Genomic DNA, 16341 nt, shown 5'->3' on the forward strand with positions numbered 1-16341 from the left:
GACCATGAATAAACATGCCGTTCTCCAGTTGATCCTGGAAAAGCTCACAGTCGACCTCGATATCGCCCAGCGTGCCGCGCAGACCGCCTACGAAACTGCGACCCACGAAGAAAACATCGCCGAAAACAAATACGACACCTTGGGCCTGGAAGCGTCCTACCTGGCGGCCGGGCAAGCCAAGCGGGTCGAGGAAATCAAGCAGTCACTGGCGCTGTGCCAGAACCTGCAGCTACGCGCTTACGATGATCAGCGTGGCATAGAAGTCGGCGCACTGGTGGGCCTGGAAGACGAAAACGCTCGCCAGCAATGGCTGTTTCTGGCGCCGGACGCGGCAGGCTTGAAGGTGGATGTGGTGGGGCAACCGGTGACCGTCATCACCCCACGCTCGCCCCTGGGCAAAAGCCTGCTGGGCAAGTTCGAAGGTGATGAGGTGGAGATTCTGGTGGCAGGCGCTCGGCAACACTTTACGGTTACCGAGGCCAAATAAACCACTCAGTGGACGGGCAGTTCTACGCCGTCAAACAGCTCTTCCAGTTCCTGCTTGTTGTGGCACTGGATCGCCTTGGCCATGACTTCGCGGGTCAGGTGCGGCGCAAATTTCTCGATGAAGTCGCACATGAAGCCACGCAGGAATGTACCGCGGCGGAAGCCGATCTTGGTCACGCTGGACTCGAACAACTCGCTGGCGTCGAGTACCACCAGGTCTTTGTCGAGGTTGGTGTCGACCGCCATCTTGGCGACGATGCCCACGCCCAGGCCCAGGCGCACGTAAGTCTTGATCACGTCAGCGTCGGCGGCGGTGAACACCACTTTCGGCGTGAGGCCGCGATGGCTGAAGGCTTCGTCGAGCTTGGAACGGCCGGTAAAACCGAACACGTAGGTCACGATCGGGTATTCAGCCAGGGCTTCCAGAGTCAGCTTCGGCAGCTTGGCCAACGGGTGGCCCTGGGGCACGACGACGCAACGGTTCCAGCGGTAGCACGGCATCATCACCAGGTCGCCGAACAGCTCCAGCGCTTCGGTGGCGATGGCAAAATCGACGGTGCCGTCAGCAGCCATCTCGGCGATCTGCATCGGCGAACCCTGGTGCATGTGCAGGGCGACGTCCGGGTATTGCTTGATGAAATCGCGGATCACCGGCGGCAAGGCATAACGCGCCTGGGTGTGGGTGGTGGCAATCGACAGGGTGCCTTTTTTCTCGTTGGAGAATTCCTGGGCGATCTGCTTGATACTTTCGACTTTACGCAGGATCTCACCGGCGGTGGTGATGATGCGCTCGCCAGCCGGGGTGACGCGGGTCAGGTGCTTGCCGCTGCGCGCGAACACTTCAACGCCCAGCTCGTCTTCGAGCAGGCGGATCTGCTTGCTGATACCGGGTTGCGAGGTGTAGAGGCTTTGAGCGGTAGCGGAAACGTTGAGGTCGTGGTGCGCCACTTCCCAGATGTAGCGCAGTTGTTGAAGCTTCATATATGTCCCTCAAAGCAGATAGACGCCACGGGTATCAGCGACGGTATATAACTATATTAAAGGTAAGACGGATAAATCTAGAACTTTTTATCGTTTTGACTCATCAACTGTCATCACTGCGCCGACGCTGCAGTGACGGCACCATATAAACCGGCACTGTCGCCAGTTGCAGCACCCTCGCAGCGGTGCGCCCAAGCGGTGTGGCAGCCGCGGTGGCGTGGCTGTGACTTCCTACGATCAGCAGGTCGACGGAAAGTTTACGCAGTTGGTCGAGAATCACCTCGCACGGGTCCCCCTGGATCACCCGCACCGAGCGAATCAATTTCAAGTCTTGCTCCCCTTCCCCCAACTCCTCGCGAAAACTGTCCAGCACGCGCTGCTCGATGGTTGCCATGACGGTGGTCAGCCCCTGGCTCTGCCATTCGCTCAAGGCCTTCTCATCAAGGTAGCTCTGCAACACCGATTCGGCGAACAGCCCAATCGGCTCGACCACGTGAATCACATACAAATCCGCCTTGAACGTTCGGGCCAGCGCCAGCGCATGTTGCATGACATAAGGCGCATACAGACCGAGGTCCGTGGCATACAACATCGAACGAATCATAGAACCTCCTGGACTGCCAGGATGGCGAGGATTGAATGAGCTTAGCAGCGCCTGCGGGAGTTCGACTGATTAGCTCTCGGTGTGGGTTTTCAACTCATTACTGATGCCATGGGGCACATGCCCGGTGGCGACCACCTCCCTGGCTTTCTCACAATGACCGGCCTGGTCATCGAAAAATACATCGGCGGCAAACGCCTCCAGAAACGCAGATTTTTCCAGGCCGCCGAGGAACAGCGACTCGTCCAGGCGGATGTCCCATTCGCGCAAGGTGCGAATCACCCGCTCATGGGACGGCGCCGAACGCGCGGTCACCAACGCCGTGCGGATCGGGCACGCCTCGTCTGCGAACTCACGCTGCAACACGTTGAGCGCCGCCAGGAATCCCTTGAACGGGCCACCGTGCAACGGCTGGCGCGCCGACTCGCGCTCGTTGGCCAGGAAGGCTTCCAACCCGCCTGACTGATAGACACGCTCGGACTCATCGGAAAACAGCACCGCATCGCCATCGAACGCAATCCGCAGCTCTTCACTCGACGCCCGGCGCGGGCCACCCGACAGAATCGTCGCCGCGGCAAAACCAGCGTCCAGGGCACTGCGCACGTCGTCGGCATGGGTCGACAAAAACAGATGGCAACCAAACGCGGCCAGATAAGGATAAGGGCTGCGCCCGCCGACGAAAGCGGCGCGGGAAATATCCAGGCCGTAATGCTGGATCGAGTTGAACACGCGCAAACCGGTGTCGGCACTGTTGCGCGACACCAGCACCACCTCGACGCGGGCACGGCCCAGGCTGGCGTTGAGGCTCAAGAGCTTCTTGACCAGCGGGAAGGCATCGCCGGGTTCGAGGGTTTCTTCCTCGTGTTCGATCTGGTACTTGCGGTAAGCCTCCACCCCTTCGGCCAGGTAGACCTTGTGGCTGTCACTCAGGTCGAACAGTGCCCGCGACGAAATCGCCAGCACCAGTTTGTCGCCCAATCCCTTTGCCATGGTGTTCCCCCCGAATCAGCGCCCGTATCAGCGATTGCGCCGATCAATAAAACTCAAGGCCTGGTACAGCGCCTGCATGCGTGGCAATTCGCACCCTGCGGCCTTCGCGGCGGCCAAAGGCCGGGCGTAGATCGCCGCCAGCTCCAGCGGGCGTTTGTGCACATGGTCGTGGTACATGCTGGGCAGGTAGTCGTCCATGGTTTCGGTCATGGCGAACATCTGCTCAGCGTAGCTGGCTGGAATTTCATGGCCGCAGGCGTGGGCACCCTTCACCACTTCGGCCATCAATGCCTGGATCAACTCACGGCTGGATTCATCGGCCATCATTGCCGTGGTGCCGGTGCCCAGCAACACGGAGAGGCCGTTGTACGGCACATTCCACACCAATTTGTGCCAGCGGGCCAGGTGCACATTGGCCATGGCCTGGGACTCGATACCCGCTGTATGAAACAGTGCGGCGCCCTCTTCGACGATCGCTTGCTGGCGCGCCTCATCGTTGGCCGCGGTGCCACTGTGATAGCCCAGGTTGACTCGACCCAAGGCCTGATGCTCGACCACGCCCGGCGCGGAGCGGTGCACGCCGATGTAGCACAGCCCGCCCAGCAGATGCAGCGACGCGGGCAGGTGCTCACGCAGGCTGTCTTCGACGTCGAGGCCGTTTTGCAACAGCACCACCTTGGCGTCCGGCGCGGCGACCTGGGCAATGGTCGGCGCCAGGTCCACATTGCCGGTGGACTTGGTGCCTACCAACAGCCAATCGCACGCGGGCATGTCTGCGGCGCGGGCATAGGCCTGCACCGGGTGCAGGTGCAACTTGCCATGCAATGTACTGTTGAGGTGCAGCCCGTGCTCACTGACCGCTGCGTATTCACTGCGCAACAGAAAGTGCACATCAAAACCGGCACGCGCGAGCATCACGCCGTAGAACCCACCGATAGCACCGGTGCCGATAATGCCTATGCGTGGCGACGGGGATGCAACTGCGGTCATGGCAAATCCTCTGGTGTACGGGTGAGTGCTTGATTCACGGCCTCAGTCAGGTCGCCAAGCGTAAGTCGGGTCTGTAACTGCCCAAGGAATTGACCCTCGCACACGAGGAACAACGCGGGCAAATGAAAGATCTGGTAGCGCTCGACCGCACCGCCGTTGTGCCCGGCATCCACCCAGCACACGCGGTCTACGGGCAAGCGCCAGCCGGGGAGTTGCTGGCGTGCCCAGCGGCAACTGGAACAGCCGACACTGGTAAACACCACAAGCGAAATACCTGGCAATCCCAGCAATTGCTGGTCAATATCCAGGTCGGTCAATTCCAGTTCCTTCACTATACTGCTGCCACCGCCGTCAACTGGACGGTGCTCGGAGTCCGTGTACATGGGTCGTTTTTTACCTCACCCTGATGATGTCGCTGTCGAGTTAATCCAACGCCCCACTCCTGCCATTCCCCGCCAACGCCTGCACACTATCGGCCTGGGCGGCGTCGCCTGCAATTGCCCGCGTGCCTGGCGCCAGGGCACGGCGGTTGATCTGCGCATCCCGTCCCTGGGCGCCAGTGCCCGTTATCCGGGCTATGTAGCCTGGTGCCGCAAGGTCGAAACGGGCTATCGCGTCGGTATTTCTTTTACCGATGAACACGCGCTGTTCGGTGCGCGAATGGGTGAGCAAGTGTGCCAGATCGAACGCTACTGCCGCCTGCACGAACACACCGAGCCGACGCCGGTGCAACTCGAGGCCATGGCCCGCGAATGGGTTTCACGCCATGCCGGCGAGTTCTCCCACGAGGCTGTTGTGGCGCCAGCGCTGGATTAAAGCCGGCTTTGCCCATTGTCGCGGGCCCGCATTACGCGCTAAGGTTCCTCCCCCCTGCATTCAAATCATGCTGTGCCCGCCGCACGGGGATGGCTGGCGGCCGGCACCCGTGACCCTGGCGAGTAACACGATGGCTGATTTACCGATCAATGACCTAAACGTCGAATCCAATGAGACCCTGATCACTCCCGATCAGCTCAAGCGCGAAATCCCCCTGAGTGACGCTGCCTTGCAGACCGTGACCAAGGGCCGCGAAGTCATCCGTGACATTCTCGACGGCACCGACCACCGCCTCTTTGTGGTGATCGGCCCGTGCTCGATCCACGACCTCAAGGCTGCCCACGAATACGCCGAGCGCCTCAAGGTGCTGGCGGCTGAAGTGTCCGACACCTTGTACCTGGTGATGCGCGTCTATTTCGAGAAACCGCGCACCACCGTCGGCTGGAAAGGCTTGATCAACGACCCGTACCTGGACGACTCGTTCAAGATCCAGGACGGCTTGCACATCGGTCGTCAATTGCTGCTGGACCTGGCTGAAATGGGCCTGCCCACCGCCACCGAAGCCCTCGACCCGATCTCCCCGCAGTACCTGCAGGACCTGATCAGCTGGTCGGCCATCGGCGCGCGTACCACCGAATCCCAGACCCACCGCGAAATGGCGTCCGGCCTGTCTTCGGCCGTGGGCTTCAAGAACGGCACCGACGGCGGCCTGACCGTGGCGATCAACGCGCTGCAATCGGTGTCCAGCCCGCACCGCTTCCTGGGTATCAACCAGGAAGGTGGCGTGTCCATCGTCACCACCAAGGGCAACGCCTATGGCCACGTGGTATTGCGTGGCGGCAACGGTAAGCCCAACTATGATTCGGTCAGCGTTGCGCTGTGCGAGCAGGCGCTGAACAAGGCCAGGATCAAGCCGAACATCATGGTCGACTGCAGCCACGCCAATTCCAACAAGGACCCGGCCCTACAGCCGCTGGTAATGGAAAACGTCGCCAACCAGATCCTCGAAGGCAACCAGTCGATTATCGGCTTGATGGTCGAGAGTCATCTGAACTGGGGTTGCCAGGCGATTCCAAAAGACCTGGCCGACTTGCAGTACGGCGTGTCGATCACCGATGCCTGCATCGATTGGTCCGCCACCGAGACCACGCTGCGCAGCATGCACGCCAAGCTCAAGGACGTATTGCCCAAACGCAAACGCACCTGACCTTAAACTGCGCACACAAAAACGCCGGGCTTAGCCCGGCGTTTTTTATGCTGCCATTTAAGGTTGATTGTTCCCCCGCTCTGCGTGGGAATGCGGCCTGGGACGCTCTGCGTCCCGCCTTACTCAATATTCAGCTTGGCGGCGTGGCGCTGATGGCGTTCCATGTAGCGCTCTACATAGGAGCACGATGGAATCACGGTGTACCCGGCCTCTTCGGCGAACTTCAATGCTTCCTCGGTCAAGGCAGCAGCAATGCCGCGCCCGCGCAGTGCATTGGGCACGAAGGTGCGATAGATATCCAGGGTCTGCTTCCCGAGGTCCATATAGGTCAGATAGGCACGATGACCGTCCACATTGGTCTCGAACTGATGACCAGCCTGGTCATGGTGGATGGACAACGCCTCGCTCATCACTACTCCTCGCGGGTCTTGGAATTCGACCCCTACCTTACCGATGTTTTTCCGGCGAAGGAACATCTACGCCACCCCGTGCCGGTTTCGACAACGAGAAAACCTATAGCGCTCACAACCAGCACGTAGAGAATAGTAGGCACCAATCCTGTGATAGCTCAAGGCACACTCGTCATCCCCTGCCGCTGGAGGTTACAGACAGGGCTTCGATCAATCAGTGATCGATAGCCTGAACATTGCCGGCAGTTGAAGCATGAGACGAACTGCCGCTCTTAAAGTCACCTCTACATGCGCAAAAGATGCCGGGAGCGGTAAAGGCCAAATGAAAAAAAGTGTCGGCGTCGATATATAAATCTTTACCTGTTTACCCTGCCCGACACATGCAGGCCGGACCTCTCAGCTTGGATCCAGTTCCCACCGCGCTGAAAAAAACTGGACAGTTTTTATACAATCCTCCTAAAGACTAGCCAAAATAGATTCGGCACAAGAATTTTTTTTGCTTCTTGCGCTACGTCAGTTTACTTACTACAAGTAATGAGTAGTATGTACGCCGGCTATCAGCTCACTCTGAGAAAGTAGCCATTTAATAGAAAGTCCTTGAAGGGGAACACGATGAACAACGTTCTGAAATTCTCTGCTCTGGCTCTGGCCGCAGTTCTGGCTACCGGTTGCAGCAGCGTCTCCAAAGAAACCGAAGCTCGTCTGACTGCAACTGAAGACGCAGCAGCTCGCTCCCAGGCTCGTGCAGACGAAGCCTACCGTAAAGCTGATGAAGCTCTGGCTGCTGCTCAAAAAGCACAACAGACTGCTGACGAAGCTAACGAGCGCGCTCTGCGCATGCTTGAAAAAGCAAGCCGCAAGTAATAATCCTTCGGGGTTGTTATCAAGCCGATCCATTCTTGGGTCGGCTTTTTTTATGCCTGGGATTCAGGCCTGAAACCCAGGCAATAAAAAAGCCCGCCGCAGCACAAGGCTGTGGCGGGCTTTGATCGAGCAGGCTACTGCTGCAGATCGACCGGCGTGCTCGACGCCACCGGCGCATTGGCGCCCGGTACACCGATCTCTGTCGGCAAACCATCTTCGGCCGCCACTACGTCACGCACCTGGTCCCAATTGACCCGCAGGTTGTTAGCCAGGTCTTCGCGCTTGAGCAGGGCATTGATGACCGCGGTGTGTTTGTCGACCACCGACGGTGTGCCGTCATCATTCAGTGGCGTATGGGCTTCGAGGTAGACCTTGCCGCCACTGCTGCCGAACTTGTAGGCATCGTTGATAATGCGCACCGACGTGCCGACCGGCACCATGTCGGCCATTTCCAGCACATTGTTGTTAAACATGCGGAAGCAGCCGTGGCTTGTACGCGTACCGATACCAAATTTCATGTTGGAACCGTGGATCAAGTAACCCGGCGTCCCCAAGGTGAATTTGAACGGCCCCAATGGGTTGTCCGGCCCGGCAGGCACTACGTTAGGCAGTGGATCGCCATTGGCGGCATGCTCGGCCTTGATCGACGCGGGTGGCGTCCAGGTCGGGTTGGGGATTTTGCCGGTGATGGTGGTGTGCGCAACCGGCGAACCCCAGCCTTCACGACCAATGCCCAACGGGAACGTGTAAACCACGTTCTGTCCCTTGGGATAGTAGTAAAGCCGGTATTCGGCCAAGTTGATCACGATGCCTTCGCGAGGGCCGGGCGGCAGGATAAACCGGGTGGGCAGCACAATCTCGGTGCCTGCACCGGGCAGCCAGGCATCAACACCCGGGTTGGCCGCGACCATTTCCGAATAGCCCAGGTCATAGGTGGTGCCGAGGTCAGCAAAGGTGTCTTCGTACTTGGCCTTGATCACCTGGACCTGGCCAACGATGTCTTCGCCCGGCGGCGGCAGGGGCAACTGCAAGGCTGACGCCGAACCGGCTGCGCAGACGGCAGCGAGAGACAGGCAGCAGGTAACGACGGAGAGGCGCGACAACATCCGGAAAATCCTTCGCAGAACGACGGGTAGGGAAAAACTGATTGTATACGTGAAGCACGCTTCAAGCATCAGTGCGCCCCGCTGCTATTCGAAGCGCAGCTCCGGCCAGATCAGCGGCGTGCCGCGCTTTTGCGATTCGAGAATGGCACGGCACAGTGGGCACAGCCGCTGGTCCTGGAAGATCGCGCGATCCACCGACGACCAGCGCGGTTGCGCCGGCAGCAACGTGCCGCAGAGCGTGCGGTCGATCGAGCCGCCCAGCTCCAGTTGACGCGCAACCAGATGCACCCGGACTTCCTGGCAGGCGAACAGATCCAGCTGCTCGTCAGGCTCGATCAGTTGGTAGTTGAACAGGGACCAGGCAGGGCGCGACATCGGGGGCTCCAGATCGGGGGGGCGCCACCTTAGCCGAAAGCCTGCCGGTAGAAAAGCGTCATAGCAGCGGTTTTAGCGTCGGCCAGACATTTTCCAGCAACTTGCCCTGCGCGCCGACCGCCGGGTGCAGTTGATCTGCCTGCATCAACTCCGGATGACCGCCCACGCCTTCAAGGAAAAACGGCACCAGCGGGATGCTTTTTTCCTTGGCCAGGGCCCCGTAGACCTCGGCGAACGCCGTGGTGTATTTCGGCCCGTAATTGGGCGGCAATTGCATGCCCAACAACAGCACCTTGGCACCACTGGCCTTGGACTGGTCGATCATCGACGCAAGATTTTGTTTCAATTGCGCTGGCGGCTGCCCACGCAGGCCATCGTTACCGCCCAACTCGAGGATCACGACCTCGGGTTTATGCTCTGCAAGCGCCGCCGGCAGCCGCGCGAGCCCTCCGGCGCTGGTGTCACCGCTGATGGACGCGTTGACCACTTTATCGTCGAAACCTTCCTGCTTGAGCCGTTGTTCCAGCAACGCCACCCACCCTTTGCTGGTATCCAGGCCGAAACCGGCACTGATACTATCGCCAACGATCAGGACTGTACCCGCCGCTGCGTTCTGGGCCATGCACATCAAGGCCAGGCCAGCACTCAAAAACCACATTCGCATCGGATTCTCCATGGGCGCAAGCATTCTCACCGCGCGAAACCTTAGCAAAGTGGTTCTCAGCGCGGAAGGTGAACTGACTATCCTGCACGAACTGAGCCTGGAACTGAACAAGGGCGATAGCCTGGCTATCGTCGGCAGCTCAGGTTCCGGTAAATCCACCCTCCTCGGCCTGCTGGCCGGCCTCGACCTGCCCAGCAGCGGTGAAGTCACGCTCGCCGGGCAAGCCTTGAGCACCCTCGACGAAGACCAGCGGGCGCGCATCCGCGCCGAGCACGTGGGCTTCGTCTTCCAGTCATTCCAACTGCTCGACAGCCTCAACGCGCTGGAAAACGTCATGCTGCCGCTGGAGCTGGACGGCCGCAAAGACGCCCGCGAGCGCGCCCGGCACCTGCTGGAGCGCGTCGGCCTGGGCCAACGCCTCACCCACTCGCCGCGCCAGCTGTCCGGCGGCGAACAACAACGGGTCGCCATTGCCCGCGCATTTGCCGCCGAGCCGGACGTGCTGTTTGCCGATGAACCCACCGGCAACCTCGACAGCCACACCGGCGAGCGTATCAGCGACCTGCTGTTCGAACTCAATAAAGAGAGCGGCACGACCCTGGTGCTGGTGACCCACGATGAGCGCCTGGCCCACCGTTGCCGACGCCTGATCCGCCTTGAAGCCGGCCTGATGGTCGCGCCCCTGGAGCCTTGATGGCACGTTTGCCGCTGTTGCGCCTGTTCAGCCTTGCCATGCGTCAATTGCTGCGCGATGCCCGCGCCGGCGAATTGCGCGTGTTGTTTTTCGCCCTCGTGGTGGCGGTGGCGGCCAGCACCGCCATCGGCTACTTCGGCGCGCGCCTCAACGGTGCCATGCTGTTGCGTGCCACCGAGTTCCTCGGTGCCGACCTGGTGCTCGAAGGCAGCTCGCCGGCCCGTCCCGAGCAAATCAAATCCGGCCTTGAGCTAGGCCTGGATCACGCACGCATCGTCGAGTTCTCCAGCGTCATCGCCACGGACAACGGCATCCAGCTCTCCAGTATCAAGGCGGTCAACGAGCAATACCCGCTGCGTGGCGAGCTCAAAAGTGCCACGCAGCCCTTCGGCGCTGAAACAGCGGGTGGCGGCCCCACACCCGGCGAGGCCTGGGTGGAAGCACGACTGCTGACGGCGCTGGACCTGAAAGTCGGCGATGACATTGATGTCGGCAACAAGACCCTGCGCCTGACGCACATCCTGACGTATGAGCCCGACCGCGCCGGCAACTTCTACAGCCTTACGCCACGGGTGATGATCAACCTGGCGGACCTGGACGCTACCGGCGTAGTCCAGCCCGGCAGCCGCGTCAGCTACCGCGAACTGTGGCGCGCGCCTCAAGGCAGTACAGCGCTGCAGACCTACCGCGACCTGGTCAAGCCAGGGCTTGCCGCCAACCAGCGCTTGCAGGATTCGCGAGACGGTAACCAGCAAATCGGCGGCGCCCTCGGCAAGGCCGAACGCTACCTGAACATGGCCAGCCTCGTCGCAGTGCTGCTGGCCGGTGTGGCGGTGGCGCTGTCGGCCAACCGTTTTGCCAGCCGCCGTTTCGACGCCAGTGCACTGCTGCGTTGCCTTGGTTTGTCACGACGCGAAGCGATGTTGCTGTTCAGCCTGCAACTGAGCGTACTGGGCCTGGCAGCGAGCCTGGCCGGTGCCCTGCTCGGCTGGCTGGCGCAGTTTGGCCTGTTCTACTTCCTGCACGACCTGCTGCCGGCAGACGTACCGCCCGGCGGGTTGCTGCCGGCGGTTGCGGGCATCGGCACCGGCCTGGTCGCCCTCGCCGGCTTCGCCCTGCCGCCCCTGGCGGCGCTGGGTCGCGTGCCACCGTTGCGGGTGTTACGCCGTGACTTGCTGCCGATCCCTTCCAGTACCTGGATGGTGTATGGCGCGGCGCTGTTCGCGCTTGGCCTGATCATGTGGCGACTGAGCCTCGACCTGGTATTGACCTTCGCGTTACTGGGCGGCGGTGTCGTAGCTGCGCTGATCCTCGGCGGCTTGCTGCTGTTGTTGCTGCAAAGCCTGCGGCGCTTATTGGCACGCGCCACCCTGCCCTGGCGCCTGGGCCTGGGCCAATTGCTGCGTCATCCGTTGGCAGCGGCCGGGCAATCCCTGGCGTTTGGCTTGATCCTGTTGTCCATGGGCTTGATCGCGCTGTTGCGCGGCGAGCTGCTCGACACCTGGCAAAACCAGTTGCCCAAGGACGCGCCCAATTATTTCGCCCTGAACATCCTGCCGGCCGACAAGGAGGCCTTTGGCGCGCGTCTGCTGGAGGTGCAGGCTCAAGCGGCGCCGTTGTATCCGGTGATACCGGGGCGCTTGATCAGCATCAATGGCGAGCCGGTGCAGCAAATCGTCAGCAAAGACTCCAGCGGTGACCGTGCCGTGCAACGTGACTTGAGCCTGACGTGGGCAGCCGACCTGCCACCGGGCAACGTCTTGACCGCAGGTTCCTGGTGGACGCAGCAACCGAGTGATGAAATTCCCGGGGTATCAGTAGAGGCCAAAGTCGCTGAAAGCCTGAAGCTCAAGCTGAACGATCGTCTGGTGTTCACCATCGGTGGGGAGAACCGCGAAGCGCGTGTCACCAGCCTGCGGACGATCAACTGGGACAACTTCCAGCCCAACTTCTTCATGATCTTCCAGCCGGGCACCTTGAAGGACCTGCCCGCCACCTACCTGACCAGCTTCTACCTCGCACCGGGTCATGACCAGCAGATCGTCGACCTGTCCCGCGCGTTTCCGGCTGTTACGATCCTGCAGGTTGAGGCGTTGCTCGAGCAGTTGCGCAGCATCCTCGCCCAAGTGACCCTGGCGGTGGAATACGTGCTGTTATTTGTGTTGGCAGCGGGCATGGCAGTGCTGTTTTCCGGCTTGCAGGCCACCCTGGATGAGCGGATTCGCCAAGGCGCGCTGTTACGTGCGCTGGGCGCGGAGCGCAAGTTGCTGGTCAAGGCGCGACGTATAGAGTTCGGCTTGCTGGGCGCGGTCAGCGGTCTGCTGGCAGCGCTGGGTACCGAGCTGGTGACCTGGGTACTGTACCGTTACGCGTTTGACCTGGGCTGGCACCCTCACCCGTGGCTGATACTCTTGCCGGTGATCGGCGCCGTGCTGATCGGTGGTGCCGGAGTATTCGGTACACGCCGTGCATTGAATGCAAGCCCGTTGACGGTGTTGCGCGAAGGCTGAAAAGGCCGATGGCTAGCACGCGCTGCTGCGTGCCGGCCATCGTCTACTTCACATACTCGATCGCGGTAATCCACCAACACACATCGCCGCTCGGGGTTTGCACGATCGCTTCATCGTCAACCTCCTTACGCAGCAGTGCGCGGGCCATGGGCGAATCGATGGAGATGTAGTCCATGCGCTCATAAATTTCGTCATAACCGACGATTCGGAACCGCTTGGTTTCGCCCTGCTCGTTTTCGATATCGACCCAGGCACCGAAGAACACCTTCCCTTCCTGCTCGGGCATGTACTCCACCACCCGCATATCTTCCAGCCGCTTGCGCAAATAGCGCACCCGCCGATCAATCTCACGCAGCAGCTTCTTGTTGTACTGGTAATCCGCGTTCTCGCTACGATCCCCCAGGGACGCCGCCCAGGTCACCTTACGGGTGGTGTCCGGACGCTTTTCACGCCACAGGTAATCCAGCTCTTTTTTCAGCGCTTCATGACCTTCTTTGGTTATCAGCTTGGTACTCAAACGCATGCATCCCCAGGCAATGTCCAATAATGCCGTTACACCGCTGCCTCAAGCATTGGCGTCGGCTGGCAGGGGTTGATGATAAATGAACCCGGCAAAGTAGCCAGGTCGTAAAACGCATCAATTCACGCGTGGCCATCCAGGGTTTGATCCAGTTCAAGAAGCACGCCCTGCAAGCGCTGGCGCATAGTCGACAAGTGCGACATCGCCAACGTCAACTGTTCGGTCTTCTCGCCAACGTCTGCTTGTTGGCTCAGCAACTGTGCTTCACGCTGCTCCAACTCACGGCTCTTTTGGCTAACTTCCACCCGCTGGCGCTGCAGCTGGGTATCGCGTTGCTCCAGCTCACCGAGCTTCTGGTCGAGCTCTTCCTGTGCCTGCTGCAGCCCAGCCTGCCACTGCTCAAGCGCCTCCTCACGTTCGATGACCGCGAGCTTTTGTTGCGTCAGCTCCTGGGCGACCTTGGCGAGGCTGGTCAGCGTGCTGTCAACCTCAAGCATCGCTGCGTGTTCCATCGGGGCCGGGCGTTTCGACGTGGCGGGTTCCTCAGGCTCAAAACGAGCTTGAGCGGGCGGCGCATTGAACTCTACTGTCTGCGCGGCCTGGGGGACCTGAGGGACCTCACTCACCTGCGCCGGCTGCTTTATTGCAATGGCCGGGTTCAACGCTTCTTCAACAACAGGCTCGAGTGCAGGCACCTCCACGAGCTTGGGCTGGTTCGAGGCTCTGGCAGCCGGCGAGACCATTTGCGACGAGAAGCGAATGGACGGCACGATCAATGAAGCACTCTCGATGGCCGGCAACGAGGGAGCAGACATGCCCAACGTGATCACCTTCATCACCAATGCCTTCTTGATGATCATTGAATGATGATCCTCTGGCCTGGCAGGCGGCAACTTGCAGCCTTTCAAATCGATGAAATGAAAGGGCACTCCTGCCTCGATATCGGTAGTTGCCTTAGTACCGCCAGCGGCGGCCGTCGTGAGGATTTGCTTGAAGACTTGCATGGCCACCTGCAGGTCTTCCTTGGACTCAACACCGCTGAGAAAATACCGATCGAGCTTTTTACGTAACGCCGCGATGTAGACCCTGGAGTTACCAGGCTCGGTCTCTTCATCCAGGCTATAAACGAGAAAGTTGGAATCGGTTTGTGCAATCGCAAACCCGCAGAGCAGGGCACCGTTGACCGGGGTGTCCTGACCGTTGCGTTCAAGAACAAGCGTACGTAAAAGCATCATGATAATCAGGCCTCATTACAAAAGAACAAACCTTATATAAATGTCGGGTTTAAACCCGACCACTAATAAGCCTCGTAACAACGTAATTGTTACAGCAAGTTATCCGGCCTGACGTAGGACTTTTCTGATATCGCCACCCCCACGTTCCCAACTGCAATGATTGAACGTAACCTTTTCGGCGTTCAACCAAAATGGCAAGCCTATTTCACGTCCTGCAAAACTTATTCGGTAAAAAAATGCTCGAGATAAGCAGCCTGACGAAGCACTTGGGCAAAAGAAACGTTATCAACAACCTCTCGTTTTGCGCTCAACGCCAAGAATGCATAGGCCTGTTCGGGGAACATGGCGCGGGTAAAACCATACTGCTGAACTTGATATCCGGATTGGTGAAACCTTCCGGAGGGCATATCAACATCCAAGGGTTCGACACCCAAACCCATCCACTTCAAGCACGCAAAGCACTGGGTTACCAACTTCAGGATGGTCTCAACCATCACACAATGTCGGTAAAAGACATGCTCAACTTCATTGCTGCCATCCGAGGCTTCAGCGGCGCTGAAAAGCGCAGCCGGGTAGATCGGGTGGCCATGCGTCTGGAGTTGTCACGTGTGCTCAACGCCCCGCTCAATACCCTCTCCAGCGGTTTGAAGCGCAAAGTCGCTATCGCCCAGGCGATCCTGCATACACCCAGCCTGCTCCTGCTGGATGAACCCACTGAAGGTATGGCGACGGATCAACTGCTTAAGTTCAGGACACTTATCCACTCCTTGACCGAAGAAATGACGGTCATCATCGCCTCCCGACACTGCAACGAGTTATCCAGCATCTGCACGCGTGCGCTGGTTATCGCGGGAGGCCGACCGATGGCTGACGCCCCGCTGCTCGATCTGCAACGTAACTCTCGGCATTTTCGCGCCGTAACCCTGGCCGCAGAAACGCCTTTGGACTTGCTGGCACTGGCAGTACTACCCGGTGTCGCTGGCATCGAAGAAGACCGGCATGCACCGGGCAAGGTGACGGTTCTCGCCATGCCAGGGCACAACATCTACCCCCCCATCAATGCACTCATTGCCAGCAGCGGCTGGAACATAACTTCGCTGAATCTGGAGCCAGGGCGCCTGAACGAAGTTGTGCACCATCTGAGCCAAGAGGTAAGCCCTTGAAACAGCTGCCCGTCATTTTCAAACGTCAGTTCGCCAGTTACGCCAGCACACCCGGCACTTACCTGAGTGTAGCTGCGTTTCTGGTGTTGTGCGCAACACTGGGGTTGTACACGAGCCCATGGCTGGAACAGGACAGTGGCGACTTACAGGTCTTTTTCCAGCTGCACCCCTGGCTCTACTTGCTGCTGATTCCCGCTGTATCGACGCAACTTTGGTCGGACGAACGCAACCCCGGCTTACGCGACGTGATGAACACCCTGCCCATCACGGTAACCGAACGCGTGCTCGGGAAGTTTCTGGCCGCCTGGCTCGTGTGCGGTATCGCCCTGACCCTAACATTTCCCATAGTGGTCATCGCCAATTACTTGGGCGCCGCGGACAATCTCGTTATCAGCTCACAATTTTTGGCCAGCTGGTTGCTCGCCGGAAGCTATTTATCTGTCGGCTGCTTCATTTGCGCACTGACGCACCGGCGCATGGTGACTTTCCTATTGACCCTGGGTTTGCTGCTTACCGCCAGTGCACTTTCCTCGGTGCTGGATGCACTTGAACGTCAGGCGCCCATTTGGGTGATCGACAGCCTGATCGCCCTTAACCCAATCTCGCGTTTCAGCGCTATCGACAACGGCAAGCTGACACTCCATGACAGTTTGTACTTCATCAGCATGATCTTTGCCTTTCTGTCGGCAACGATTGTCACTGTGAACTACAAAACCAGTTGAAAAGGAA

General features: G+C 59.6%; 19 protein-coding genes. 8 read left to right on the forward strand and 11 right to left on the reverse strand.

Annotation, left to right across the window (positions count from 1 at the left end):
• Positions 1 to 4: 4 nt before the first annotated feature.
• Positions 5 to 487 (forward strand): GreA/GreB family elongation factor, encoded by a 483-nt coding sequence (locus tag HX783_RS03640; protein ID WP_159955013.1) that lies wholly within the window; start codon positions 5 to 7, stop codon positions 485 to 487.
• A gap of 5 nt (positions 488 to 492) precedes the next feature.
• Here the strand turns inward: HX783_RS03640 and cysB are convergent, their stop codons facing one another.
• The 5 genes from cysB to HX783_RS03665 all read right to left on the reverse strand — a co-directional run bounded on the left by cysB (position 493) and on the right by HX783_RS03665 (position 4431).
• Entirely contained in the window at positions 493 to 1467 is a 975-nt protein-coding gene (gene cysB / locus HX783_RS03645) for an HTH-type transcriptional regulator CysB (RefSeq protein ID WP_003189876.1), read from the reverse strand.
• A gap of 103 nt (positions 1468 to 1570) precedes the next feature.
• Entirely contained in the window at positions 1571 to 2071 is a 501-nt protein-coding gene (locus tag HX783_RS03650) for a universal stress protein (protein ID WP_177016000.1), read from the reverse strand.
• 69 nt (positions 2072 to 2140) lie between these two features.
• Positions 2141 to 3058 carry a 5'-nucleotidase gene (locus HX783_RS03655; protein WP_177016001.1) on the reverse strand — a complete coding sequence of 306 codons (918 nt, stop codon included), beginning with the start codon at positions 3056 to 3058 and terminating at the stop codon, positions 2141 to 2143.
• Positions 3059 to 3085: 27 nt separating this feature from the next.
• The gene (locus HX783_RS03660; protein WP_177016002.1) at positions 3086 to 4048 is read right to left on the reverse strand and encodes a putative 2-dehydropantoate 2-reductase; all 963 of its coding nucleotides are present in this window, start codon (positions 4046 to 4048) and stop codon (positions 3086 to 3088) included.
• Entirely contained in the window at positions 4045 to 4431 is a 387-nt protein-coding gene (locus HX783_RS03665; RefSeq protein ID WP_159955008.1) for a thioredoxin, read from the reverse strand. Before HX783_RS03665 ends, HX783_RS03660 begins: the two co-directional genes overlap by 4 nt.
• Between HX783_RS03665 and HX783_RS03670 the strand changes: the two genes are divergently transcribed.
• On the forward strand, positions 4430 to 4864 hold the full coding sequence (locus tag HX783_RS03670; RefSeq protein WP_177016003.1) for a PilZ domain-containing protein: 435 nt from the start codon (positions 4430 to 4432) through the stop codon (positions 4862 to 4864). The genes HX783_RS03665 and HX783_RS03670 overlap by 2 nt on opposite strands.
• Positions 4865 to 4994: 130 nt before the next feature.
• Positions 4995 to 6071, forward strand: coding sequence for a 3-deoxy-7-phosphoheptulonate synthase (locus HX783_RS03675; protein WP_177016004.1), 1077 nt, complete (start codon positions 4995 to 4997; stop codon positions 6069 to 6071).
• Positions 6072 to 6190: 119 nt separating this feature from the next.
• On the opposite strand, the gene HX783_RS03680 is transcribed toward HX783_RS03675, so the two are convergent.
• The gene (locus tag HX783_RS03680; protein ID WP_159955005.1) at positions 6191 to 6481 is read right to left on the reverse strand and encodes a GNAT family N-acetyltransferase; all 291 of its coding nucleotides are present in this window, start codon (positions 6479 to 6481) and stop codon (positions 6191 to 6193) included.
• A 612-nt stretch (positions 6482 to 7093) separates the two neighbouring features.
• Between HX783_RS03680 and oprI the strand changes: the two genes are divergently transcribed.
• Complete coding sequence (oprI, locus tag HX783_RS03685) at positions 7094 to 7345, forward strand: outer membrane lipoprotei OprI (protein ID WP_003172710.1); 252 nt, start codon at positions 7094 to 7096, stop codon at positions 7343 to 7345.
• A 134-nt stretch (positions 7346 to 7479) separates the two neighbouring features.
• Here the strand turns inward: oprI and HX783_RS03690 are convergent, their stop codons facing one another.
• From HX783_RS03690 to HX783_RS03700, 3 genes are all read right to left on the reverse strand, one after another.
• Complete coding sequence (locus HX783_RS03690) at positions 7480 to 8451, reverse strand: L,D-transpeptidase family protein (protein WP_159955004.1); 972 nt, start codon at positions 8449 to 8451, stop codon at positions 7480 to 7482.
• Positions 8452 to 8535: 84 nt separating this feature from the next.
• Positions 8536 to 8826: a hypothetical protein gene (locus tag HX783_RS03695; protein ID WP_017136142.1), complete on the reverse strand. Its 291-nt coding sequence runs from the start codon at positions 8824 to 8826 to the stop codon at positions 8536 to 8538.
• A 58-nt stretch (positions 8827 to 8884) separates the two neighbouring features.
• Positions 8885 to 9490, reverse strand: a complete 606-nt coding sequence (locus HX783_RS03700; RefSeq protein ID WP_177016005.1) for an arylesterase — start codon at positions 9488 to 9490, stop codon at positions 8885 to 8887.
• 10 nt (positions 9491 to 9500) lie between these two features.
• On the opposite strand from HX783_RS03700, the gene HX783_RS03705 reads away from it, so the two are divergent.
• Both HX783_RS03705 and HX783_RS03710 read left to right on the forward strand, forming a co-directional pair.
• Positions 9501 to 10184, forward strand: a complete 684-nt coding sequence (locus HX783_RS03705; RefSeq protein WP_106576832.1) for an ABC transporter ATP-binding protein — start codon at positions 9501 to 9503, stop codon at positions 10182 to 10184.
• Complete coding sequence (locus tag HX783_RS03710; RefSeq protein ID WP_177016006.1) at positions 10184 to 12694, forward strand: ABC transporter permease; 2511 nt, start codon at positions 10184 to 10186, stop codon at positions 12692 to 12694. Before HX783_RS03705 ends, HX783_RS03710 begins: the two co-directional genes overlap by 1 nt.
• 43 nt (positions 12695 to 12737) lie before the next feature.
• Here the strand turns inward: HX783_RS03710 and greB are convergent, their stop codons facing one another.
• Both greB and HX783_RS03720 read right to left on the reverse strand, forming a co-directional pair.
• Complete coding sequence (greB, locus tag HX783_RS03715) at positions 12738 to 13211, reverse strand: transcription elongation factor GreB (RefSeq protein ID WP_094952455.1); 474 nt, start codon at positions 13209 to 13211, stop codon at positions 12738 to 12740.
• Between the two features lie 125 nt (positions 13212 to 13336).
• Positions 13337 to 14449 carry a hypothetical protein gene (locus tag HX783_RS03720; protein WP_177016007.1) on the reverse strand — a complete coding sequence of 371 codons (1113 nt, stop codon included), beginning with the start codon at positions 14447 to 14449 and terminating at the stop codon, positions 13337 to 13339.
• A 236-nt stretch (positions 14450 to 14685) separates the two neighbouring features.
• Here HX783_RS03720 and HX783_RS03725 point away from each other — a divergent pair, with 236 nt between their 5' ends.
• On the forward strand, positions 14686 to 15612 hold the full coding sequence (locus HX783_RS03725) for an ABC transporter ATP-binding protein (protein WP_177016639.1): 927 nt from the start codon (positions 14686 to 14688) through the stop codon (positions 15610 to 15612).
• Positions 15609 to 16334: an ABC transporter permease gene (locus tag HX783_RS03730; RefSeq protein WP_159954999.1), complete on the forward strand. Its 726-nt coding sequence runs from the start codon at positions 15609 to 15611 to the stop codon at positions 16332 to 16334. The genes HX783_RS03725 and HX783_RS03730 overlap by 4 nt, the downstream gene beginning before the upstream one ends.
• The last annotated feature ends 7 nt before the right edge of the window (positions 16335 to 16341 follow it).

The organism is Pseudomonas sp. D2002 (assembly GCF_013385735.1).
Lineage (GTDB): Bacteria > Pseudomonadota > Gammaproteobacteria > Pseudomonadales > Pseudomonadaceae > Aquipseudomonas.